Annotated in this window: 35 protein-coding genes; 30 read left to right on the top strand and 5 right to left on the bottom strand. The window is 40.0% G+C overall.

Features of this window, described 5'->3' with window-relative positions; translation table 11 throughout:
- The first annotated feature begins 1 nt into the window (after window position 1).
- From rplC to rplQ, 27 genes are all read left to right on the top strand, one after another.
- The gene (rplC, locus tag AC979_RS04820; RefSeq protein WP_005632753.1) at window positions 2-628 is read left to right on the top strand and encodes a 50S ribosomal protein L3; all 627 of its coding nucleotides are present in this window, start codon (window positions 2-4) and stop codon (window positions 626-628) included.
- A 15-nt stretch (window positions 629-643) separates the two neighbouring features.
- Window positions 644-1246, top strand: a complete 603-nt coding sequence (gene rplD, locus AC979_RS04815) for a 50S ribosomal protein L4 (protein WP_005695085.1) — start codon at window positions 644-646, stop codon at window positions 1244-1246.
- Window positions 1243-1542: a 50S ribosomal protein L23 gene (rplW, locus tag AC979_RS04810; protein ID WP_005632756.1), complete on the top strand. Its 300-nt coding sequence runs from the start codon at window positions 1243-1245 to the stop codon at window positions 1540-1542. The genes rplD and rplW overlap by 4 nt, the downstream gene beginning before the upstream one ends.
- A 17-nt stretch (window positions 1543-1559) precedes the next feature.
- Window positions 1560-2381 carry a 50S ribosomal protein L2 gene (rplB, locus tag AC979_RS04805; RefSeq protein ID WP_005640979.1) on the top strand — a complete coding sequence of 274 codons (822 nt, stop codon included), beginning with the start codon at window positions 1560-1562 and terminating at the stop codon, window positions 2379-2381.
- 24 nt (window positions 2382-2405) lie between these two features.
- A complete protein-coding gene (gene rpsS, locus AC979_RS04800) occupies window positions 2406-2681 on the top strand; it encodes a 30S ribosomal protein S19 (protein ID WP_005539416.1) in 276 nt (91 codons plus the stop codon).
- Between the two features lie 11 nt (window positions 2682-2692).
- Window positions 2693-3025 carry a 50S ribosomal protein L22 gene (rplV, locus tag AC979_RS04795; protein WP_005625897.1) on the top strand — a complete coding sequence of 111 codons (333 nt, stop codon included), beginning with the start codon at window positions 2693-2695 and terminating at the stop codon, window positions 3023-3025.
- Window positions 3026-3042: 17 nt separating this feature from the next.
- Window positions 3043-3750 (top strand): 30S ribosomal protein S3, encoded by a 708-nt coding sequence (gene rpsC, locus AC979_RS04790; RefSeq protein WP_005640982.1) that lies wholly within the window; start codon window positions 3043-3045, stop codon window positions 3748-3750.
- 13 nt (window positions 3751-3763) lie between these two features.
- Window positions 3764-4174 carry a 50S ribosomal protein L16 gene (gene rplP / locus AC979_RS04785; protein WP_005695088.1) on the top strand — a complete coding sequence of 137 codons (411 nt, stop codon included), beginning with the start codon at window positions 3764-3766 and terminating at the stop codon, window positions 4172-4174.
- Entirely contained in the window at window positions 4174-4365 is a 192-nt protein-coding gene (gene rpmC, locus AC979_RS04780) for a 50S ribosomal protein L29 (RefSeq protein WP_014064571.1), read from the top strand. The genes rplP and rpmC overlap by 1 nt, the downstream gene beginning before the upstream one ends.
- Window positions 4365-4622, top strand: coding sequence for a 30S ribosomal protein S17 (gene rpsQ / locus AC979_RS04775; RefSeq protein WP_005695091.1), 258 nt, complete (start codon window positions 4365-4367; stop codon window positions 4620-4622). The genes rpmC and rpsQ overlap by 1 nt, the downstream gene beginning before the upstream one ends.
- Before the next feature lie 238 nt (window positions 4623-4860).
- Window positions 4861-5232: a 50S ribosomal protein L14 gene (gene rplN, locus AC979_RS04770; RefSeq protein WP_005619403.1), complete on the top strand. Its 372-nt coding sequence runs from the start codon at window positions 4861-4863 to the stop codon at window positions 5230-5232.
- Between the two features lie 13 nt (window positions 5233-5245).
- The gene (gene rplX, locus AC979_RS04765) at window positions 5246-5557 is read left to right on the top strand and encodes a 50S ribosomal protein L24 (RefSeq protein WP_005695092.1); all 312 of its coding nucleotides are present in this window, start codon (window positions 5246-5248) and stop codon (window positions 5555-5557) included.
- 17 nt (window positions 5558-5574) lie between these two features.
- Window positions 5575-6114 (top strand): 50S ribosomal protein L5, encoded by a 540-nt coding sequence (rplE, locus tag AC979_RS04760; RefSeq protein ID WP_005695093.1) that lies wholly within the window; start codon window positions 5575-5577, stop codon window positions 6112-6114.
- A gap of 11 nt (window positions 6115-6125) precedes the next feature.
- Window positions 6126-6431: a 30S ribosomal protein S14 gene (gene rpsN / locus AC979_RS04755; protein WP_005695094.1), complete on the top strand. Its 306-nt coding sequence runs from the start codon at window positions 6126-6128 to the stop codon at window positions 6429-6431.
- Window positions 6432-6467: 36 nt separating this feature from the next.
- Window positions 6468-6860, top strand: a complete 393-nt coding sequence (gene rpsH, locus AC979_RS04750) for a 30S ribosomal protein S8 (RefSeq protein ID WP_005625877.1) — start codon at window positions 6468-6470, stop codon at window positions 6858-6860.
- Window positions 6861-6875: 15 nt separating this feature from the next.
- Window positions 6876-7409, top strand: coding sequence for a 50S ribosomal protein L6 (gene rplF / locus AC979_RS04745; protein ID WP_005695095.1), 534 nt, complete (start codon window positions 6876-6878; stop codon window positions 7407-7409).
- Window positions 7410-7422: 13 nt separating this feature from the next.
- On the top strand, window positions 7423-7776 hold the full coding sequence (rplR, locus tag AC979_RS04740) for a 50S ribosomal protein L18 (RefSeq protein ID WP_005695097.1): 354 nt from the start codon (window positions 7423-7425) through the stop codon (window positions 7774-7776).
- 14 nt (window positions 7777-7790) lie between these two features.
- Window positions 7791-8291, top strand: a complete 501-nt coding sequence (rpsE, locus tag AC979_RS04735) for a 30S ribosomal protein S5 (protein WP_005695098.1) — start codon at window positions 7791-7793, stop codon at window positions 8289-8291.
- A gap of 6 nt (window positions 8292-8297) precedes the next feature.
- On the top strand, window positions 8298-8477 hold the full coding sequence (rpmD, locus tag AC979_RS04730) for a 50S ribosomal protein L30 (RefSeq protein WP_005543631.1): 180 nt from the start codon (window positions 8298-8300) through the stop codon (window positions 8475-8477).
- A gap of 4 nt (window positions 8478-8481) precedes the next feature.
- Window positions 8482-8916, top strand: a complete 435-nt coding sequence (gene rplO / locus AC979_RS04725) for a 50S ribosomal protein L15 (protein WP_005695100.1) — start codon at window positions 8482-8484, stop codon at window positions 8914-8916.
- Between the two features lie 7 nt (window positions 8917-8923).
- Window positions 8924-10249 carry a preprotein translocase subunit SecY gene (secY, locus tag AC979_RS04720; RefSeq protein ID WP_005695101.1) on the top strand — a complete coding sequence of 442 codons (1326 nt, stop codon included), beginning with the start codon at window positions 8924-8926 and terminating at the stop codon, window positions 10247-10249.
- Window positions 10250-10277: 28 nt separating this feature from the next.
- Window positions 10278-10391 (top strand): 50S ribosomal protein L36, encoded by a 114-nt coding sequence (gene rpmJ / locus AC979_RS04715; protein ID WP_005625868.1) that lies wholly within the window; start codon window positions 10278-10280, stop codon window positions 10389-10391.
- A 141-nt stretch (window positions 10392-10532) separates the two neighbouring features.
- Window positions 10533-10889 (top strand): 30S ribosomal protein S13, encoded by a 357-nt coding sequence (gene rpsM / locus AC979_RS04710; protein ID WP_005548758.1) that lies wholly within the window; start codon window positions 10533-10535, stop codon window positions 10887-10889.
- A gap of 16 nt (window positions 10890-10905) precedes the next feature.
- Window positions 10906-11295 carry a 30S ribosomal protein S11 gene (gene rpsK, locus AC979_RS04705; RefSeq protein WP_005543603.1) on the top strand — a complete coding sequence of 130 codons (390 nt, stop codon included), beginning with the start codon at window positions 10906-10908 and terminating at the stop codon, window positions 11293-11295.
- 29 nt (window positions 11296-11324) lie between these two features.
- Window positions 11325-11945, top strand: a complete 621-nt coding sequence (rpsD, locus tag AC979_RS04700) for a 30S ribosomal protein S4 (protein ID WP_005625866.1) — start codon at window positions 11325-11327, stop codon at window positions 11943-11945.
- Window positions 11946-11976: 31 nt separating this feature from the next.
- A complete protein-coding gene (locus AC979_RS04695) occupies window positions 11977-12966 on the top strand; it encodes a DNA-directed RNA polymerase subunit alpha (RefSeq protein WP_005695102.1) in 990 nt (329 codons plus the stop codon).
- A gap of 40 nt (window positions 12967-13006) precedes the next feature.
- Entirely contained in the window at window positions 13007-13390 is a 384-nt protein-coding gene (gene rplQ, locus AC979_RS04690; RefSeq protein WP_005695104.1) for a 50S ribosomal protein L17, read from the top strand.
- A gap of 58 nt (window positions 13391-13448) precedes the next feature.
- Here the strand turns inward: rplQ and rluA are convergent, their stop codons facing one another.
- Window positions 13449-14108: a bifunctional tRNA pseudouridine(32) synthase/23S rRNA pseudouridine(746) synthase RluA gene (gene rluA / locus AC979_RS04685; protein WP_049373088.1), complete on the bottom strand. Its 660-nt coding sequence runs from the start codon at window positions 14106-14108 to the stop codon at window positions 13449-13451.
- A 1-nt stretch (window position 14109) separates the two neighbouring features.
- The gene (gene rapA, locus AC979_RS04680; RefSeq protein ID WP_049373085.1) at window positions 14110-16872 is read right to left on the bottom strand and encodes an RNA polymerase-associated protein RapA; all 2763 of its coding nucleotides are present in this window, start codon (window positions 16870-16872) and stop codon (window positions 14110-14112) included.
- A gap of 198 nt (window positions 16873-17070) precedes the next feature.
- Between rapA and pnuC the strand changes: the two genes are divergently transcribed.
- Window positions 17071-17754 carry a nicotinamide riboside transporter PnuC gene (pnuC, locus tag AC979_RS04675; protein WP_049373084.1) on the top strand — a complete coding sequence of 228 codons (684 nt, stop codon included), beginning with the start codon at window positions 17071-17073 and terminating at the stop codon, window positions 17752-17754.
- Window positions 17755-17788: 34 nt separating this feature from the next.
- Here pnuC and AC979_RS04670 read toward each other — a convergent pair whose 3' ends face one another.
- Window positions 17789-18487, bottom strand: a complete 699-nt coding sequence (locus AC979_RS04670; RefSeq protein ID WP_049373082.1) for a tRNA1(Val) (adenine(37)-N6)-methyltransferase — start codon at window positions 18485-18487, stop codon at window positions 17789-17791.
- 70 nt (window positions 18488-18557) lie between these two features.
- Here AC979_RS04670 and srmB point away from each other — a divergent pair, with 70 nt between their 5' ends.
- On the top strand, window positions 18558-19886 hold the full coding sequence (gene srmB / locus AC979_RS04665) for an ATP-dependent RNA helicase SrmB (protein WP_049373080.1): 1329 nt from the start codon (window positions 18558-18560) through the stop codon (window positions 19884-19886).
- 43 nt (window positions 19887-19929) lie between these two features.
- Here srmB and AC979_RS04660 read toward each other — a convergent pair whose 3' ends face one another.
- A complete protein-coding gene (locus tag AC979_RS04660) occupies window positions 19930-20133 on the bottom strand; it encodes a surface antigen (RefSeq protein WP_049373078.1) in 204 nt (67 codons plus the stop codon).
- Between the two features lie 212 nt (window positions 20134-20345).
- Between AC979_RS04660 and AC979_RS04655 the strand changes: the two genes are divergently transcribed.
- On the top strand, window positions 20346-21173 hold the full coding sequence (locus AC979_RS04655; protein WP_049373076.1) for a transferrin-binding protein-like solute binding protein: 828 nt from the start codon (window positions 20346-20348) through the stop codon (window positions 21171-21173).
- Between the two features lie 24 nt (window positions 21174-21197).
- On the opposite strand, the gene AC979_RS04650 is transcribed toward AC979_RS04655, so the two are convergent.
- The gene (locus AC979_RS04650; protein WP_049369903.1) at window positions 21198-21521 is read right to left on the bottom strand and encodes a DUF4298 domain-containing protein; all 324 of its coding nucleotides are present in this window, start codon (window positions 21519-21521) and stop codon (window positions 21198-21200) included.
- Between the last annotated feature and the right edge of the window lie 72 nt (window positions 21522-21593).

The raw sequence follows: 21593 nt of genomic DNA, 5'->3' as shown, positions 1-21593 counted from the left end.
AATGATTGGTTTAGTCGGTCGTAAAGTTGGTATGACCCGTATCTTCAATGAAGACGGTGTTTCTGTACCAGTTACCGTTATCGAAATCGAAGCCAACCGCGTAACTCAAGTTAAAACTCTTGAAAACGATGGCTATACTGCAGTTCAAGTTACTACTGGTTCTAAAAAAGCGAATCGTGTAACTAAACCTGAAGCAGGCCATTTTGTGAAAGCAGGTGTTGAAGCTGGTCGCGGTTTATGGGAATTTCGTACTGAAGGTGAAGAATTCACTTTAGGTCAAGAAATCAATGTTGACATCTTTGCAGATGTTAAAAAAGTAGATGTTACTGGTACTTCTAAAGGTAAAGGTTTCCAAGGTGGTGTTAAACGTTGGAACTTCCGTACTCAAGATGCTACACACGGTAACTCTTTATCACATCGTGTACTTGGTTCTATTGGTCAAAACCAAACTCCAGGTCGTGTGTTTAAAGGTAAAAAAATGGCAGGACATTTAGGTGCTGAGCGTGTAACCGTTCAATCACTTGAAGTTGTTCGTGTAGATGCTGAGCGTAAATTGCTATTAGTAAAAGGTTCTGTACCTGGTGCTATCAATGGCGATGTTATCGTTAAGCCGGCAGTTAAAGCATAAGTCTAGGAGATAGAGATGGAATTACAAGTTGTAGGTGCAAACGCACTAACTGTTTCTGAAACTACCTTCGGACGTGAGTTTAACGAAGCTTTGATTCACCAAGTTGTTGTTGCTTATGCAGCAGGTGCTCGTCAAGGTACTCGTGCGCAAAAAACTCGTGCTGAAGTGTCTGGTTCAGGTAAAAAACCTTGGCGTCAAAAAGGTACAGGTCGTGCTCGTTCTGGTGATATCAAATCACCAATCTGGCGTTCTGGTGGTACAACCTTCGCGGCTAAACCACAAGATCACAGCCAAAAAGTGAACAAGAAAATGTACCGTGGTGCTATCAAAAGCATTCTTTCTGAATTAGTTCGTCAAGACCGTTTGGTTGTTGTTGAAAAATTCGAATTAGATGCACCAAAAACTAAAGTATTAGTACAAAAATTAAAAGATTTAGCAGTTGAAGATGCGTTAATTATCACAGCAAGTTTAGATGAAAATCTATTCTTAGCGGCACGTAACTTATATAAAGTTGATGTACGTGATGTTCAAGGTATCGATCCAGTTAGCTTAATCGCTTTCGATAAAGTGATTGTTACTGTTGACGCTGTGAAACAAATTGAGGAGATCCTAGCATGAGTCAAGAACGTTTGCTAAGCGTGCTACGTGCACCGCACATCTCTGAAAAAGCAACTAACAATGCTGAAAAATCTAACACTGTTGTACTTAAAGTTGCTTTAGATGCGAACAAAGCTGAAATTGCTGCTGCTGTTGCTCAATTATTTGAAGTAAAAGTTGACTCAGTTCGTACCGTGGTTGTTAAAGGTAAAACTAAACGCCGTGGTAACAAAATGGGTCGTCGCAGCGACTGGAAAAAAGCTTATGTAACTTTAGCCGAAGGCCAAAACTTGGACTTCGTGGACAGTGCAGAGTAATCGGAGGAAATTAGAGAATGGCTATCGTTAAATGTAAGCCGACCTCCGCTGGTCGTCGTCACGTTGTTAAAATCGTGAACCCTGAATTATACAAGGGTAAACCTTACGCGCCTCTTCTAGATACTAAATCTAAAACTGGTGGTCGTAACAATTATGGTCGTATTACCACTCGCCACATCGGTGGTGGTCATAAACAACATTACCGTTTAATCGATTTCAAACGTAACAAGTTAGATATCCCAGCGGTTGTTGAACGTTTAGAATATGATCCAAACCGTTCAGCTAACATTGCTTTAGTGCTTTATAAAGATGGTGAACGCCGTTATATCTTAGCACCTAAAGGTTTGTCAGTTGGCGATCAAATCCAATCTGGCGTTAACTCACCAATTAAAGTGGGTAACTCATTACCAATGCGTAATATCCCAGTTGGTTCAACAGTACATAACGTTGAATTAAAACCAGGTAAAGGCGGTCAGATCGCTCGTTCTGCTGGTGCTTATGTACAAATCATCGCTCGTGAAGGCAACTACGTAACTTTACGTTTACGTTCAGGCGAAATGCGTAAAGTATTAGCTGAATGTGTTGCTACAATCGGTGAAGTTGGTAACTCAGAACATATGCTTCGCGTATTGGGTAAAGCTGGTGCTAACCGCTGGAGAGGCATTCGCCCTACAGTTCGTGGTACTGCAATGAACCCAGTAGATCACCCACACGGTGGTGGTGAAGGTCGTAACTTTGGTAAACACCCAGTAACTCCTTGGGGCGTTCAAACTAAAGGTAAGAAAACTCGTCACAACAAACGTACTGATAAATATATCGTACGTCGTCGTGGCAAATAATTTAAATTAATAAGAGGATAAGCCATGCCACGTTCTCTCAAGAAAGGTCCTTTCCTTGACCTACACTTGTTGAAGAAGGTAGAGAAGGCGGTGGAAAGCGGGGATAAAAAACCAATCAAAACTTGGTCCCGTCGTTCAATGATCATTCCTTCAATGATCGGATTGACCATCGCAGTCCATAATGGTCGTCAGCACGTTCCTGTTTATGTATCTGATGAAATGATCGGCCATAAATTAGGTGAATTTGCACCGACTCGTACATACCGCGGTCACGCGGCAGATAAGAAAGCTAAGAAATAAGAGGTAAATAGATGGAAACTATCGCAAAACATCGTTACGCTCGCACTTCTGCCCAAAAAGCTCGCTTAGTTGCCGATTTAATTCGTGGTAAAAAAGTTGCGCAAGCATTAGAAATCTTAACTTTTACTAACAAAAAAGCTGCGGCTTTAGTGAAAAAAGTATTAGAGTCTGCTATTGCTAACGCAGAGCATAATGATGGTGCAGATATCGATGATCTTAAAGTTGCTAAAATCTTCGTTGACGAAGGTCCTAGCATGAAACGTGTTATGCCACGTGCTAAAGGTCGTGCAGATCGTATTTTAAAACGTACTAGCCACATCACTGTGGTTGTGTCAGATCGTTAATAAGTAGAGGAATAGCAATGGGTCAAAAAGTAAATCCAAATGGTATTCGCCTAGGTATTGTAAAACCTTGGAACTCTACTTGGTTCGCGAATACACAAGATTTCGCCGACAATCTTGACGGTGACTTCAAAGTACGCAAATTCTTAACAAAAGAATTAGCAAACGCTTCGGTTTCACGTATTACTATTGAGCGTCCAGCGAAAAGTATTCGTGTAACAATTCACACAGCTCGCCCTGGTATCGTTATCGGTAAAAAAGGTGAAGATGTTGAAAAATTACGTAACGCAGTATCTCAAATCGCTGGCGTTCCGGCTCAAATCAACATTGCTGAAGTGAAAAAACCGGAATTAGATGCAAAATTAGTTGCAGACAGCATCGCTTCTCAATTAGAACGTCGTGTAATGTTCCGTCGTGCTATGAAACGTGCGGTACAAAGCGCAATGCGTTTAGGTGCTAAAGGTATCAAAGTTGAAGTTAGCGGTCGTTTAGGTGGTGCAGAAATCGCACGTTCTGAATGGTATCGTGAAGGTCGTGTACCTCTACATACTCTTCGTGCGGACATCGATTATAACACTGCAGAAGCTCATACTACATACGGCGTAATCGGCGTTAAAGTATGGATCTTCAAAGGTGAAATTTTGGGTGGAATGGCTGCAGTTGCGCAATCAGAACAACAACCTGCCGACAAGCCTAAAAAGGCTCCACGTGGCAAAGGTCGTAAGTAAGGAGAAACGCTAAATGTTGCAACCAAAACGTACAAAATTCCGTAAAGTTCACAAAGGCCGTAACCGTGGTATCGCGGGTGGTACTGAAGTTAGTTTCGGTACATTCGGGTTAAAAGCAGTTGGTCGTGGTCGTTTAACCGCTCGTCAAATTGAAGCGGCTCGTCGTGCAATGACACGTGCAGTTAAACGTCAAGGTAAAATCTGGATCCGTGTTTTCCCAGATAAACCAATTACTGAAAAACCATTAGAAGTCCGTATGGGTAAAGGTAAAGGTAACGTTGAGTACTGGGTAGCCTTAATCCAACCGGGTAAAGTACTTTATGAAATGGATGGTGTGTCTGAAGAGATCGCAAGACAAGCATTTGCATTAGCAGCTGCTAAATTGCCAATCAAGACTACCTTCGTAACTAAGACGGTGATGTAATGAAAGCTCAAGATTTACGTACAAAAAGTGTTGAAGAGCTGAATGATGAATTAGTGAACCTTTTAGGTGAACAGTTCAAATTGCGTATGCAAACAGCCACCGGTCAGCTTCAACAAACCCATCAGGCTAAACAAGTGCGTCGTGATATCGCACGCGTTAAAACCATTTTAACTGAGAAGGCGGGTGAGTAATGACTGATAAAATTCGTAGCGTACAAGGTAAAGTTGTTAGCGACAAAATGGAAAAATCTTTCGTTGTTGCTATTGAACGTAAGGTAAAACACCCGTTATACGGTAAGTTTATCCGTCGTACAACTAAATTACACGTACACGATGAGAACAACGAAGCCAAATTAGGTGATGTAGTAGAGATTCGCGAATGTCGTCCTCTCTCTAAAACCAAATCTTGGACTTTAGTTCGTGTTGTTGAGAAAGCAGTTATTGCTTAATTAACAAATTAAAAAATAAAAGCCAATGGTTATGCCGTTGGCTTTTTTCTTTCCAAGACTTGCTAAAAAGTCATAAAAATTTGATCGCACTTTAAATACGCTAACTTAAGTATAAAATTTTGATTGCGTTTATAGCTTGATTTTGATAAACTCCGCCACCTATCCGCCATATATCTTTATAAGGCATGGATAGGTTCGTCCCGCAAGGGTGTATTATTAACTTAACGGAGCATAAAATATGATCCAAGAACAGACTATGCTGGATGTTGCCGATAACTCTGGTGCTCGCAGCGTAATGTGTATCAAGGTTCTAGGTGGATCGCACCGTCGTTATGCTGCTATTGGTGATATCATCAAAGTTACTGTGAAAGAAGCAATTCCACGCGGTAAAGTTAAAAAAGGTGATGTATTAAAAGCAGTTGTTGTGCGCACCAAGAAGGGTGTTCGTCGCCCAGACGGATCAGTCATTCGCTTCGATGGTAACGCTTGTGTAATTTTAAACAATAACACAGAGCAACCAATCGGTACTCGTATTTTTGGACCGGTGACTCGTGAACTTCGTTCTGAGAAATTCATGAAGATCATTTCTTTGGCACCAGAAGTACTGTAAGGAGAAGTGAGAAATGGCTGCAAAAATTCGTCAAAACGATGAAGTAATCGTACTTGCCGGTAAAGACAAAGGCAAGCGTGGCAAGGTAACTAAAGTGTTACCAAACGGTAAAGTGTTTGTTGAAGGTATCAACATCATCACTAAACATGAAAAACCAGTTCCTGCTTTAGGACAAGCTGGTGGTTTAGTGAAAAAAGAAGCGGCTATCGATGCTTCTAATGTTGCGATTTTCAATCCAAAAACAAACAAAGCTGACCGTGTAGGTTTTAGATTCGAAGACGGCAAAAAAGTACGTTTCTTCAAATCTAACAATGAAATTATCTAACAAACTGGAGTAATGCGATGGCGAAACTGCATGATTACTACAGAGATCAAGTAGTAAACGAGTTAAAAAATAAATTCGGCTACAAATCTGTCATGCAAGTCCCACGAATCGAAAAGATTACCCTGAATATGGGTGTGGGTGAAGCATTGACCGATAAGAAATTGCTAGACAACGCAGTAGCGGACTTAGCAGCAATTAGCGGTCAAAAACCTTTAGTAACTAAAGCTCGTAAATCTGTTGCTGGCTTTAAAATCCGTCAGGGATATCCAATCGGTTGTAAAGTAACACTACGCGGTGAGCGTATGTGGGAGTTCTTTGAACGTTTAATTACAATTGCTGTTCCACGTATTCGTGACTTCCGCGGTTTAAGCGCGAAATCATTTGATGGTCGTGGTAACTACAGCATGGGTGTGCGTGAACAAATCATCTTCCCTGAAATCGATTACGATAAAGTAGATCGTGTACGTGGTTTAGATATCACTATCACAACTACTGCTAAGAATGATGAAGAAGGTCAAGCACTACTTGCTGCCTTTAATTTCCCATTCCGTAAATAAGGCAGGTTATAATGGCAAAACAATCAATGAAAGCACGCGATGTAAAACGCGTTAAATTGGCTGAAAAATTCTTCGCTAAACGTGCAGAATTAAAGAAAATCATTTCTGATGTCAATGCCTCTGACGAAGATCGTTGGAATGCAGTGTTAAAATTACAAACTTTACCACGTGATTCTAGCCCTAGTCGTCAACGTAACCGTTGCCGCCAAACTGGACGTCCTCACGGCGTTTTACGTAAGTTTGGTTTAAGCCGTATTAAGGTTCGTGAAGCTGCTATGCGCGGCGAGATCCCAGGCCTTAGAAAAGCGAGCTGGTAATATACCACTTTATTTTGGAATCGGAGAAAAAGTACAATGAGTATGCAAGATCCAATCGCAGATATGTTGACCCGTATTCGTAACGGTCAAGCTGCGAACAAAGTTGCAATCAATATGCCTTCTTCCAAGCTAAAAGTGGCAATTGCCAACGTATTAGCTGCTGAAGGTTATATCGAAAGCGTTAAAGTTTTAGAAGGTGCAAAACCTGAATTGGAAATTACTTTAAAATATTTCCAAGGCAAACCGGTTGTAGAAAGCATCCAACGTGTAAGCCGTCCTGGTCTTCGTATTTACAAACGTAAAGACGAATTACCGAAAGTTATGGGTGGTTTAGGTGTTGCTGTAATTTCTACATCTAAAGGTGTTATGACTGACCGTGCAGCTCGTCAAGCGGGCTTAGGCGGTGAGATCATCTGTTACGTAGCTTAATAGAGGGGTAGGAAAATGTCTCGTGTTGCAAAGGCACCTGTTAATATTCCTGCCGGCGTTGAAGTTAAACTCGACGGTCAGCTATTAACAGTAAAAGGAAAAAATGGCGAGTTATCTCGCACAATTCATCACTCAGTTGAAGTTAAACAAGATAATGGTCAATTTACTTTCACTCCGCGTGAAGGTTTTGTTGAAGCGAATGCTCAATCGGGTACAGCTCGTGCATTAGTTAATGCAATGGTTATCGGTGTTACTGAAGGCTTCACTAAGAAATTACAACTAGTGGGTGTTGGTTACAGAGCTCAAATTAAAGGCAACGCAGTTGCATTAAGTTTAGGTTTCTCTCACCCTGTGGAGCACACTTTACCAGCAGGTATTACTGCAGAATGCCCTTCACAAACGGAAATCGTTTTAAAAGGTGCTGATAAGCAGTTAATTGGTCAAGTTGCAGCAGATATTCGTGCTTATCGCCGTCCTGAACCTTATAAAGGTAAAGGTGTACGTTACTCTGATGAAGTAGTACGTATGAAAGAGGCTAAGAAGAAATAATTAAGGTAACACTATGGATAAGAAATCAGCTCGTATCCGTCGTGCAGCTCGTGCACGCCATATGATGAGAGAGCAAGGTGTAACTCGTCTAGTTATTCACCGTACTCCGCGTCATATCTACGCACAAGTTATTGCACCAAACGGTTCAGAAGTGCTTGCCGCTGCTTCAACTGTTGAAAAAGCAATTCGTGAGCAAGTTAAATATACCGGTAATAAAGATGCCGCAGCAGTAGTAGGTAAACTTGTTGCTGAGCGCGCATTAGCAAAAGGCGTTAAAGACGTTGCTTTTGACCGTTCCGGTTTTAAATATCATGGTCGTGTCCAAACTTTAGCGGACGCTGCACGTGAAGCTGGTCTACAGTTCTAATGAGGTAAATTGAGATGTCAAACATCGAAAAACAAGCTGGTGAACTGCAAGAGAAGCTAATCGCAGTAAACCGTGTATCAAAAACTGTAAAAGGTGGTCGTATTATGAGCTTTACTGCTTTAACAGTAGTAGGCGATGGTAACGGTCGCGTAGGTTTTGGTTATGGTAAAGCTCGCGAAGTTCCGGCAGCGATCCAAAAAGCGATGGAAAAAGCACGTCGCAATATGATTAATGTCGCTTTAAATGAAGGTACATTACAACACCCAGTTAAAGGTGTTCACACTGGTTCTCGCGTATTTATGCAACCAGCTAGCGAAGGTACAGGTATCATCGCAGGTGGTGCAATGCGTTCAGTGTTAGAAGTTGCTGGTGTACGTAACGTTCTTTCTAAAGCGTATGGTTCAACCAACCCAATCAACGTTGTTCGTGCAACTATTGATGCATTAGCAAATATGAAATCACCAGAAATGGTTGCTGCTAAACGTGGCAAAACCGTTGATGAAATTTTGGGGTAATTGATAATGGCTAAAACTATTAAAGTAACTCAAGTTCGTAGCTCAATTGCTCGTTTACCGAAGCACAAAGCTACCTTGCGTGGTCTTGGTCTTCGCCATATGCACCATACTGTTGAGTTAATCGATACTCCGGCAGTACGTGGTATGATTAACCAAGTTTCATACATGGTTAAAGTGGAGGAGTAAGAGAATGCGTTTAAATACTCTATCTCCGGCTGAAGGTGCTAAGCACAGCGCAAAACGCCTTGGTCGTGGTATTGGTTCAGGTTTAGGAAAAACTGGTGGTCGTGGTCATAAAGGTCAAAAATCTCGTACTGGCGGCGGTGTTCGTCGTGGTTTCGAGGGTGGCCAAATGCCATTATACCGTCGTTTACCAAAATTTGGTTTCACTTCAATGAAATCAGCGGTAACTGCTGAAGTTCGTTTAAACGAATTAACAAAAGTTGAAGGAAATGTTGTCACTTTAGAAGCATTAAAAGCTGCAAACATTTTAACTAAAGATATTCAATTCGCTAAAGTTATCTTAGCTGGTGAAGTGAAATCTGCAGTTACTGTACGTGGTTTACGTGTAACTAAAGGTGCAAAAGCAGCAATCGAAGCTGCTGGCGGTTCAGTTGAGGAATAATTAGCAAATGGCTAAACAACCAGGTTATCAAAGCAGAAGTACTAATAGTGGTACTGGTGAACTAAAAAGCAGATTGCTTTTTGTATTAGGTGCACTTATCGTTTATCGTATTGGTTCTTTTATTCCGCTTCCTGGTATTGATGCCGCCGTGCTAGCTCAATTAGTTGAACAACAAAAAGGCACCATCATTGATATGTTAAACATGTTCTCTGGTGGTGCATTGAGCCGAGCATCAATTTTAGCATTAGGTATCATGCCGTATATCTCGGCATCTATCGTAATGCAATTGCTTGCTACGGTTTCACCTGCTTTAGCAGAATTGAAAAAAGAAGGCGCTGCAGGACAAAGAAAAATCACCAAGTATACTCGTTATGCAACGGTGGTTTTTGCTACTATCCAAGCTATCGCAATTTCTACCGGTTTACCGAATATGTTGCCACAATTAGTGCCAAATATCGGTTTTACTTTTTACTTCACTGCAGTAGTGAGTCTTGTTACCGGAACCATGTTCTTAATGTGGTTAGGTGAGCAAATTACTGAAAGAGGTATTGGTAACGGTATCTCAATTCTTGTTTTTGGTGGTATTGTTGCAGGATTGCCACATGCAATCATCGAAACAGTTGAGCAAGCTCGTCAAGGACAAATGCATCCTTTAGTTCTTCTACTAATCGCTGCTATTGTTTTTGCAGTAACTTACTTTGTTGTCTTCGTAGAGCGTGGACAACGTAGAATTCGTGTTGAATATGCTAAGCGTCAACAAGGGCGTCAAATTTTAGGTGGTCATTCAACTCACTTACCATTAAAAGTTAATATGGCAAACGTAATGCCAGCAATTTTTGCTTCAAGCATTATTTTATTCCCTGCTACATTGACACAATGGTTTGGTCAGAATGATAAGTTTGAGTGGTTAAATGACTTATCAATGTTGTTGAATCCTGGACAACCTTTATATCTTCTTGTTTATGCGGTAGCGATTATTTTCTTCAGTTTCTTCTACACTGCAATGCAATATAATCCACGTGATACAGCAGATAATCTAAAAAAATCTGGTGCATTTATCCCAGGAATTAGACCAGGTGAACAAACATCTCGTTACATTGATAAAGTAATGACTCGCTTAACATTAATTGGCGGTCTTTATGTAACGTTCGTATGTTTAGTCCCTTATATTATGACATCAGCATGGGATGTTAAATTCTACTTCGGTGGTACTTCCTTATTAATCGTTGTTGTTGTAATTATGGATTTTATCGTGCAAGTTCAGAGTCACTTAATGTCGTCTCAATATGAATCTGCGTTAAAAAAAGCAAACCTTAAAGGTTTTGGACAGTAATTGTTCATTTAAGTAAAAAGGATAAGCAATGAAAGTTCGTGCTTCCGTTAAGAAGATGTGTCGTAACTGTAAAATTGTTAAACGTGAAGGTGTTGTTCGCGTATTATGCAGCGACCCTAAACACAAACAACGTCAAGGTTAATTAACATTTCTTCTTGCAAAGAACCGGTTGAGTAGTTATACTACTCAACTCATTTATGTCCTTGGTATTCTGTTTGAGTATCCTGAAAACGGGCTTTTCAAGATCAGAATACCAAATTAGTTAAAATAATAGGAGTGCATAGTGGCCCGTATTGCAGGCATTAACATTCCTGATCACAAACACGCTGTAATCGCTTTAACTGCAATTTACGGTATCGGTAAAACTCGTTCTAAAAGCATTTGTGCTGCAGCGGGTATTGCTGAAGATGTTAAGATCAGCGAATTGTCTGAAGAGCAGATTGACAAACTGCGTGACGAAGTTGGTAAATTTACCGTTGAAGGTGACTTACGTCGTGAAGTAACACTAAACATCAAACGTCTTTTAGACTTAGGTTGTTACCGTGGTTTACGTCATCGTCGTAGTTTACCGGTACGTGGTCAACGTACTAAAACTAATGCGCGTACCCGTAAGGGTCCACGTAAGCCGATCAAAAAATAGTCGGGGTAAATAAAGAATGGCTAAAACACCAGTTCGTGCACGTAAACGTGTAAAAAAACAAGTTGTAGATGGCGTAGCACATATTCACGCATCTTTCAATAATACAATCGTTACCATTACTGACCGTCAAGGTAATGCTTTAGCTTGGGCTACAGCAGGTGGTTCAGGTTTCCGTGGTTCTCGTAAATCTACCCCGTTCGCTGCACAAGTTGCTGCAGAACGTTGTGCTGAAATCGTTAAAGAATTCGGCTTAAAGAACTTGGAAGTTATGGTTAAAGGTCCGGGTCCGGGTCGTGAATCAACAATCCGTGCGTTAAATGCAGCGGGTTTCCGTATCACGAACATCACTGATGTGACTCCGATTCCTCATAACGGTTGTCGTCCACCGAAAAAACGTCGTGTTTAATGGCGTAATAGGATAGTTGGAGAAAGAAAATGGCAAGATATTTGGGCCCTAAACTCAAGCTCAGCCGTCGTGAAGGCACTGATTTATTCCTTAAATCAGGTGTGCGTGCGATTGATTCAAAATGTAAAATTGATACAGCACCAGGTCAACACGGTGCTCGTAAACCGCGTTTGTCTGACTATGGTAGTCAATTACGTGAAAAACAAAAAGTTCGTCGTATCTATGGTATTTTAGAACGTCAATTCCGTAACTACTATAAAGAAGCAAACCGTTTAAAAGGTAATACTGGTGAAAACTTACTAGTATTATTAGAAGGTAGATTGGATAACGTTGTTTATCGCATGGGATTTGCTGCAACTCGCGCAGAAGCTCGTCAATTAGTGAGCCACAAAGCGATTGTCGTAAATGGTCGTGTTGTAAATATCCCATCTTTCCAAGTTTCTGTAAATGATGTTGTTGCTGTTCGTGAGAAATCTAAAAAACAAGCACGTATTAAAGCATCATTAGAATTAGCAGAACAAAGAGAAAAACCAACTTGGTTAGAAGTTGATTCTGCAAAAATGGAAGGTGTGTTCAAACGTGTTCCTGAACGTTCTGATTTATCAGCAGACATTAACGAACATCTGATCGTTGAGCTTTACTCTAAATAATAGTTAAGCTTAAAAGCAAAGAGAGGATAAAATGCAGGGTTCTGTTACAGAATTTTTAAAGCCACGCTTAGTAGATATCGAGCAAATTAGCTCTACTCATGCTAAGGTGATCTTAGAACCGTTAGAGCGTGGCTTTGGTCATACTCTAGGGAATGCATTACGTCGTATCCTTCTGTCTTCAATGCCAGGTTGTGCTGTAACTGAAGTAGAAATTGATGGCGTACTGCACGAATATAGTAGTAAAGAAGGTGTTCAGGAAGATATTCTTGAAGTTCTTTTAAACCTTAAAGGTCTAGCGGTTAAAGTACAGAATAAAGATGATGTTATTCTGACATTAAATAAATCTGGAATTGGCCCTGTTGTTGCAGCAGATATCACCCACGATGGTGATGTTGAGATTGTTAATCCATCACATGTAATCTGTCACTTAACAGACGAAAACGCATCTATTAATATGCGTATTCGTGTTCAACGTGGTAGAGGTTATGTACCTGCATCTGCTCGTACTCATTCACAAAATGAAGACCGTCCTATCGGTCGTTTATTAGTAGACGCTTGTTATAGCCCGGTTGACCGTATTGCTTACAATGTTGAAGCAGCACGTGTTGAACAACGTACTGACTTAGATAAACTAGTTATCGAGTTAGAAACTAACGGGACTATTGATCCGGAAGAAGCAATTCGTCGTGCAGCAACAATTTTAGCAGAGCAACTCGATGCATTCGTTGATTTGCGTGATGTTCGTCAACCTGAAGTCAAGGAAGAAAAACCGGAATTTGATCCGATTTTATTACGTCCTGTTGATGACTTAGAGTTGACAGTTCGTTCTGCTAACTGTTTGAAAGCAGAAACAATTCACTATATCGGTGACTTAGTACAACGTACAGAAGTTGAGTTATTAAAAACGCCTAATCTTGGTAAGAAATCTCTTACTGAAATTAAAGACGTTCTCGCTTCACGTGGCTTGTCACTTGGTATGCGCCTTGAGAATTGGCCACCAGCAAGTATTGCTGAAGACTAGTTTGGTCATAGGTTAAGATTTTTCTGAGAAGGATAAGATCATGCGCCATCGTAAGAGTGGTCGTCAACTAAACCGTAATAGCAGCCATCGCCAAGCGATGTTCCGTAACTTAGCAAGTGCTTTAGTTAGTCATGAAATCATCAAGACTACTTTACCAAAAGCTAAAGAATTACGTCGTGTAGTTGAACCGTTAATTACATTAGCAAAAGAAGATAGCGTTGCAAACCGTCGTTTAGCATTCGCTCGTACTCGTAACATCGAAACTGTTGCGAAATTATTCAATGAATTAGGTCCACGTTTTGCTCAACGTGCAGGTGGTTACACCCGTATCTTAAAATGTGGTTTCCGTGCAGGTGACAACGCTCCAATGGCATACATTGAGTTAGTTGATCGTCCAGAAGTTGCAGAAGCAGCAGCGGAATAATAATTTGTTATAAATAAAAAGGCTCACATCAGTGAGCCTTTTTTATATTTCTTTTTTTCTAAAATTCAGCTTCAGCTCTGAATGTCATTTTTTCACCTGTAATAGGGTGAGTAATCGTAAGTTCTTCTGCATGTAAGCATAAGCGAGGTGACATCGATTTAGCTTGTGGGTGAGAATAAAACTTGTCACCTAAAATTGGATGTCCAAGTGCAAGTGTATGTAAACGTAGTTGGTGTGAGCGTCCTGTAATTGGAGTCAGTTTAACTCGAGTACAGTTGGTCGGTAATCGTTCTAAAACTTCATAAAAAGTGACCGCTCTTTTGCCAAATACAAAATCAATGCGCTGACGAGGGCGATTTTCCCAATCGCAAATCATAGGAAGATTTATTTCCCCACTATCTTGTTCTAAGTGTCCCCATACTAAAGCTTGATAATATTTCTTTGGCTCACGTTCACGAAATTGACGTTTCAACTCTTTATCTGCCGCTTTACTTAATGCAAATAGAATAATCCCACTTGTGGCCATATCTAAGCGGTGTGCAGGTTCACAAAATCCAAATTTCTCTTTTACCCGACTCATTGCACTATCATAGTACTCTGGCTGGTTACCTGGTACAGAAAGTAAACCACTTGGTTTGTTCACCACGCAGATATGATTATCTTGGTAGATAATATCTAAATAAGGTTCTAAAGGGGGATGGTATTCAATAAGTGCCATATTATTCCTTGTTTGTCACTATTACCCGAAGACTATCTAATCGCCAGCTTGCTTTACTTAACTCTTCCAAAGAAACTAAACGTTGTTTTTCTAATAAATCAATTTCCGCCTGACGAATATTTTTATTTACAGCTTTCAAGGCGATAAGTCGATTGAGCTCAGTGCTCAATGTTTGATCGGCTAATTTACTGGCTTCTCGAATTTGAGCTTGTGCAATTTCAGTCATTTTGTGATCGCCTAGTTTAATTAATTGCTCAATATTTGGACGAGCCATTTTAACCATTTTATTCGCAATGTCTTTACCTAGCGGCTTAAGTTTATTTTGCAATGTATCAAAATTAACTTGTCCGGCGAGATCATTTCCTTTGCTGTCCAACAATAAGCGAACAGGTGTAGGTGGAAGAAAACGATTCAGTTGCAAACCTTTTGGTGATTGGCTTTCAATCATATAAATCAATTCAACCAACAGAGTACCAGCAGGAAGTTGTTTATTGACTAATAATGCCATCGATGCTTTGCCAATGTCACCAGAAACAATTAAATCAATACCTTGGCGTATCATTGGGTGATCCCAGGTAAGAAATTCTAATTCCTCACGCGCAAGAGCAAGTTGTCGGTCAAAGGTTACTGTAACACCTTCTTCTTTGAGTCCTGGAAAATCGGGAACAAGCATGGTGCCCGTTGGCGTGATGACAATGCTGTTTTCACCTAAATCATCTTGTTCTACACCAATAATGTCAAATAAATTCAGTGCAAAATCGACTAATTGGGGTGAATTATCGGTTTGAGATATTTCTGCCGCAAGTCTTTGTGCGTTTTCGCCACCATTCGAATTTAACTCTAACAAACGATCACGCCCTTTCTCTAAGGTTAAACGTAATGTTTTTGCTTGTTTTTGCGTTTGGAGGATGAGTTGCTCAAAATCTGCTTTATTTTCTGACCGCACTTTTAATAAAGCTTCATATTGTTCAAACAATGCCATACCAATCGGACAAGTTTGTTCAAAGGCATTTAAACCTTCATGATACCAACGTGCTAAATCTTGCTGTGCAGAACCTAATAGGCAAGGTACGTAAATTTGTACGTCTCGCGTTTGCCCGATGCGATCTAAACGGCCAATACATTGCTCAAGTAAGTCAGGATTTTCTGGTAAATCGAAGAGTACGAGATGACAAGCAAATTGGAAATTTCTGCCTTCAGAACCAATGCTAGAACTCAGTAAAACTTGAGCACCATTTTCGGTATCAGAAAAATAAGCTGCCGCGCGATCTCGTTCAATGATTGACATTCTTTCATGGAAAACAGCACTGCGAATGGCTTCTTTTTCTCGTAAGATTTGCTCAAGTTGAATTGCCGTTTGTGCTGTTTTACAAATGACTAAGATTTTTTTATTTCGGTGTGATTTTAAGAAATCAATTAACCAATGAATTTTTTCATCAGCCTCAGTAGCATCAATCGTTACTTGGTGATAAACCCTGTGAGGGAAACCTTTTACACCTTGGCGTGTATTGCGAAATAAAATACGACTTGTACCGTGTCTATCGATGAGATTTTGAATGAGCTCTTGTCTCGCAGCTTGCTTCTCCTCATCATTATGACAGGCTAAAGCTTTAAATAATGGTTCGACATCTTGCTCATTAAGTAAATCAGAAATATGATTTTTTTCAACCGCACTTAGCGGCTTCTCTGAAAGCAATGATTGCACCGCATCGGCCACAGGTTGGTAATTTTCCTGCTCTTTTAAGAAGGCTTGGTAATCATAAAAACGCTCAGGATCAAGCAAGCGTAATCGTGCAAAATGGCTTTCCAAACCTAGTTGTTCAGGCGTTGCAGTGAGTAATAAAACAGACGGAATAACGTTCGCTAATTGTTCCACCAATAAATAAGCTGCACTCGGCGCATTTTCAGACCAAGCTAAATGATGCGCTTCATCGACAATTAAACAGTCAAATTCAGCTTCAATGGCTTGTTGTACGCGATGAGGATGTGCTTTTAACCAGTCTAATGCACAGATAATTAAGCTTTCTGTGCTAAATGGATTGATCGCTTGTTCGGCAAAATCTTCACAACGTTCTTCATCAAATAATGAAAAATGTAAATTAAAACGACGAAGCATTTCGACAAGCCATTGATGTTGCAAAGTTTCCGGTACAATAATTAACACACGTTGCACTTTTTCAGCAAAAAGCTGGTTTTGCAAAATCATGCCCGCTTCAATGGTTTTACCTAAACCTACTTCATCGGCTAAGAGTACACGAGGATTAACACGATTTCCTACCTCTTGCGCAATATGAAGTTGGTGAGGAATTAACCCCGCACGATTGCCTCGTAAGCCACGCAAAGGCGATTGGAATTGAGCTTGTTGATGTAGAAGCGTTTGATAACGCAACGCAAAATGTTCACTGCGGTCAATTTGCGATGAAAAGAGACGATCTTTCGCTTGGCTAAAGGAGATAATCGGAGAAAGTTCTTTTTCATTGACGATAATCTCTTCGCCTTGCATATTTTTGACTAAATAAAATAAGAGACCATTCATTTCTTGAACATCAAGCACTTCACCTTGCCAACCTGCCTGGTGATGAAGTTGTTCCCCTTTATTCAATGCAATTCGGGTTAATGGCGCTTGTGCCACCGCATAAATTCGGGTTTCATCTGTGGCAGGAAAGTGAAGGGTAATAGAGCGGAAATCTAAGGCGGTAATCATCCCTAATCCGAGGCTATTTTCTGTTTCGCTAATCCAACGTTGACCGATTGCAAATGACATCATCTTCCTCTTAATGAATCTCTTAAAATGGGGCGATATTGTAGTCTGATTATAAGGGAAAGCAAGGTATGGGCATCTAAAAGTATGAAAAATAAAGTGTGATTTATCTCACAATAATCAAATTAAATACCCGCTATGCTTTACTTTAAAAAAGTGCGGTGTGAAAATGGCGTACTTTTTATAAAACAGGAGTGTTCCATGAATTGGACAGAACGACTTAAAGAAGAATTTTTATCCGGTTGGAAGCCTTTTGAAGTGGTATGGGTAGTTATTTTCCTTGCCGCGCAAATTATTGCTTATGTTCTTGCTCCAGATAGCCCATTAGGCATGATTTCGGGTATTGCGGGTATTCTCTGTGTAGTATTGGTGAGTAAAGGAAAAATTAGTAATTATTTCTTTGGGCTTATTTTTGCTTACACCTATTTTTATGTCGCCTGGGGAAACAATTTCCTGGGCGAAATGAATACGGTGCTCTATGTATATATTCCATCACAATTTATCGGTTATTTTATGTGGAAACAACACATGCAAAACGATAATGGCGGTGAAAGTGTAATTGCAAAAGCTTTAACACCAAAAGGTTGGGCAATTTTACTCGTGAGTGTGGGGATTGGTACATTCTGCTTTGTGCAGGCTTTAAAAGCAGCGGGCGGGAGTTCTACAGGATTAGATGGTTTAACCACAATTATCACCGTAGCGGCGCAATTATTGATGATTTTGCGTTATCGTGAGCAATGGTTATTGTGGATTGTCTTAAATGTGCTTTCCATTTTGCTTTGGGCTGAGCAGCCAGCGATGTACTTAATGTATAGTGCTTACTTACTTAACTCATTATATGGTTATTACAACTGGACAAAACTCGTCAAAGCGGAAAGCCATTAATCACATCGATAGAAAAGGGCATAGTCATATGCCCTTACATTTTTAAATAAAATGTCTTCGTCAATGCAATAAATTCCTCTGTGTACTGATTGTTTTCGTTATAAATCACCAAGCTATCTTTTACCTGTGGTAAATGCTCTCGGCTAAACGTGAGTAACATTCGTTGTGGTGCTTTCCCTGTCTTTGTAATGACATCAGTCTGCTTAATACAATAAAGTGCGGTTGAATTTATCAATGTTTTTCCCGCCTCATAAGGCAAGACAAAACTGATTTTTCCTTTTTCGGATAAACAACTCGCCGCCCAATTTAACCAATCTAAATGGCTTTGTTGAACATAACGAGCAAGTGCTCGCTCATCATTTTTACATTCTATACCTTGCGCAAAATAAGGCGGATTCGCCACAATTAAATCAAATTGATGTGCAGTTTGTTGGCAATAGGTTTGCACATCTTGGCGTGTTAAATGAAGACGATTGTGCCATGGCGAAGCCTTGAAGTTTTCTTGTGCTTGTTGTGCTGCAAGGGGATCAAGTTCAACGGCTTCAATTTGGCAATGCTCATGACTTCGTTGGGCGAGCATTAGTGCAACCAAGCCTGTGCCAGTTCCCATATCAAGAATCCGCTGACAATCAGACACATCCGCCCAAGCACCCAGTAAAATGCCATCTGTGCCGACTTTCATTGCACAATGTTGTTGATTAATATGGAATTGTTTAAAGGTAAAGCTGCTCATAAAATCTTGCGGAAAATGACCGCACTTTCAGGTATAATCAGCCCCAATTTTAACAAATTAATGCAAAATAATGAATTTATCCCCATTTGAAGAATTCGATCTTTCCCCCGAATTATTAAAAGCCTTAGAAAAGAAAGGCTACACCCGCCCGACCGCAATCCAATTAGAAGCGATTCCGGCAGCCATGGAAGAACGTGATGTGCTCGGTTCTGCACCAACAGGTACAGGCAAAACTGCTGCATTTTTATTGCCCGCGATTCAGCATTTATTGGATTATCCACGTCGTAAACCAGGGGCACCTCGTATTTTAATTTTAACGCCAACCCGTGAGTTAGCGATGCAGGTTGCAGAGCAAGCGGAAGAGTTGACACAATTCACACATTTGAAGATTGCAACCATTACTGGCGGTGTGGCGTATCAAAATCATGGGGAAGTGTTTAATTCAAATCAAGATATCGTGGTGGCAACACCGGGGCGTTTGTTGCAATACATCAAAGAAGAAAACTTTGATTGTCGTGCGGTAGAAATATTGATTTTTGATGAAGCAGATCGCATGTTGCAAATGGGCTTTGGCCAAGATGCGGAGAAAATTGCCGCTGAAACGCGTTGGCGTAAACAAACCCTTCTTTTCTCTGCCACATTAGAAGGGGAGTTATTAGTCGATTTTGCAGATCGTTTATTAAATGATCCGGTAAAAATCGATGCAGAACCAAGTCGTCGTGAGCGCAAGAAAATCAACCAATGGTATTATCATGCCGACAGCAATGAACATAAAATCAAGTTGCTTGCGCGTTTTATCGAAACCGAGAACGTGAGTCGCGGCATTGTGTTTGTGCGTCGTAGAGAAGATGTGCGTGAGCTTTCTGAGACTTTGCGTAAACGCGGTATTCGTTCTACTTATTTAGAAGGCGATATGGCGCAAACACAACGTAATAATGCCATTGATAAATTAAAATCAGGTGTTGTTACTGTGTTAGTGGCTACTGATGTCGCTGCTCGTGGGATTGATATTGATGATGTGACACATGTCATGAACTTCGATTTACCTTACAGTGCAGATACCTATTTACATCGTATTGGTCGTACGGCTCGTGCAGGGAAAAAGGGCACAGCTGTTTCTTTTGTTGAAGCCCATGATTATAAATTGCTCGGTAAAATAAAACGTTATACGGAAGAGCTTTTGAAAGCACGGATTTTAGAAGGCTTAGAACCTCGCACTAAACCACCAAAAGATGGTGAAGTAAAATCCATGTCTAAAAAGCAAAAGGCGCGTATTAAAGAAAAACGTGAAGAAAAGAAAAAATCAGAGGTGAAGAAGAAAGCCAAATTACGTCATAAAGATACGAAAAATATTGGTAAACGCCGTAAACCAAGCACAGAAAAAACAGATGAGAAATAATAAAAAAATAACCGCCACTTATTAAGTGCGGTTATTTTTTTGACTATTTATTGACTTGGCTACCGATTACGCCACCTAATGCGGCACCACCTAATGTGGTCGCGGTATTACCACCAAGCATATAGCCTGCTGCACCACCAATAGCTGCACCAGCTGTTGTATTTTTTTGTGTACGGTTCATATTTCCACATGCAGCAAGGGAAATAATAGTCATCGCGATAACAAGTGATTTTCCAATTAATTTCATAGGATCTCTCCGTGTTTAACATATAAAACTATCCATATTGATAGTATTCTATAAGACAAACGGAGATGAATGAAAGTTCAGTAAATATATTTAATAGGATTGTTTATCGTATTTTTAATCGTATTTTTATAAGGGTGTTACATTTAATATATTGTTTTAAAATGATATAATTCCAATCTGGATTTATTTAATAACCCTAAGAGGAATCTACTATGAAAGTAAAACATACTTTATTATTAACTGTATTATCAGTTGCTTTAGCTGCTTGTGGCAGTGGTGGTGGCAGTGGTGATAGCAATAGCAATAGCAATAGCAATAGCTCTAGCAATAGCTCTAGCCCTGCACCAAATAATTCTTCGAATAAAAAAGTTGAATTGAAGAAAGATAAAGTAACAGGCTTGAGTTTTACAGGAAACAATTCGATTTTCTTCGATTCTTATGAAAGAGACAATAATATTGATAAATTAAGTGTAAGAGGGAAAGATATTCCACTAGTTGGATCTGATATGATTCGTAATGATGGTTGGTTGCAAGATGCTAAGTCGACAACCTCTGGTGTTACAACTCGAATGATTGGTGATAACCTAAAAAATGCTCGTTATGGTTTGGTGGTTGATCAGATGTCGCATGAGGGTATTCTTTTTGCTCAGGGTAGAGAAACTGATGTAGAAAATATTCCAGCTAGTGGCTCAGCAAGATATGAAGGTCAACATTTGATTGAAGTAGATAATAAAGATAACAAGTTTAGCAACGCTAAATATTACCTTGTAACCGGTAAAGCAACACTTGACGTCAATTTCGGTGATAAGACTATTTCTGGCGCTTTTGAAGTTCCAGCTGAAGATGGTAAAGGTAAAGCAGATCTTCCTTTCAATGCTCAAATTAAAGGCAATAAATTTAGTAATGAAGACGCATCCTCAGTTAGAAGTTTAAGAGTTTCTGGTGGTTTTTATGGCAAAAATGCTGAAGAGGTTGCGGGAGTTTATAATAACTTCAATAGATATGGCGGAGCTTTTGGTGCTAAAAAAGTAAGCAATTAATTATTCTATTTGGTTTGGCCCTGTCTACTTGGCAGGGCCATTATCTAATACTTTCGCAACCACTTTCAAATATTCAATCGCCAATCCATGGTGTCCTGTACTCGCATTAAATACTAAATCTTCACTTAATACACCACAAGGCATATCCTCTGGGATTTTACCGTCCTCATAAGCTTGATAATCTTCTCGCCAGTCACCATCAAAATAATAGTGTTCTAAGGTTTTCATTTTTGGTAAGAAAGCCTGCCATTTTTCAAGAAATTGTTCTGCGTCGGCTAAGAAACTCTCTGCTTCATTAAGAAGGTTTTCCATTTCTGAAATTTTATCTAAGCGTGATTGAGGTAACATAGGTTTCTCCAAAATAAGGTAAAAATAAACCGCACTTTATGTGAACAAAGTGCGGTGAGTTTATCATACGTT

The organism is Parahaemophilus parainfluenzae, from assembly GCF_001053575.1.
Classification (GTDB): domain Bacteria; phylum Pseudomonadota; class Gammaproteobacteria; order Enterobacterales; family Pasteurellaceae; genus Haemophilus_D; species Haemophilus_D parainfluenzae_S.
This window is presented reverse-complemented; position numbering and strand designations above follow the sequence as displayed.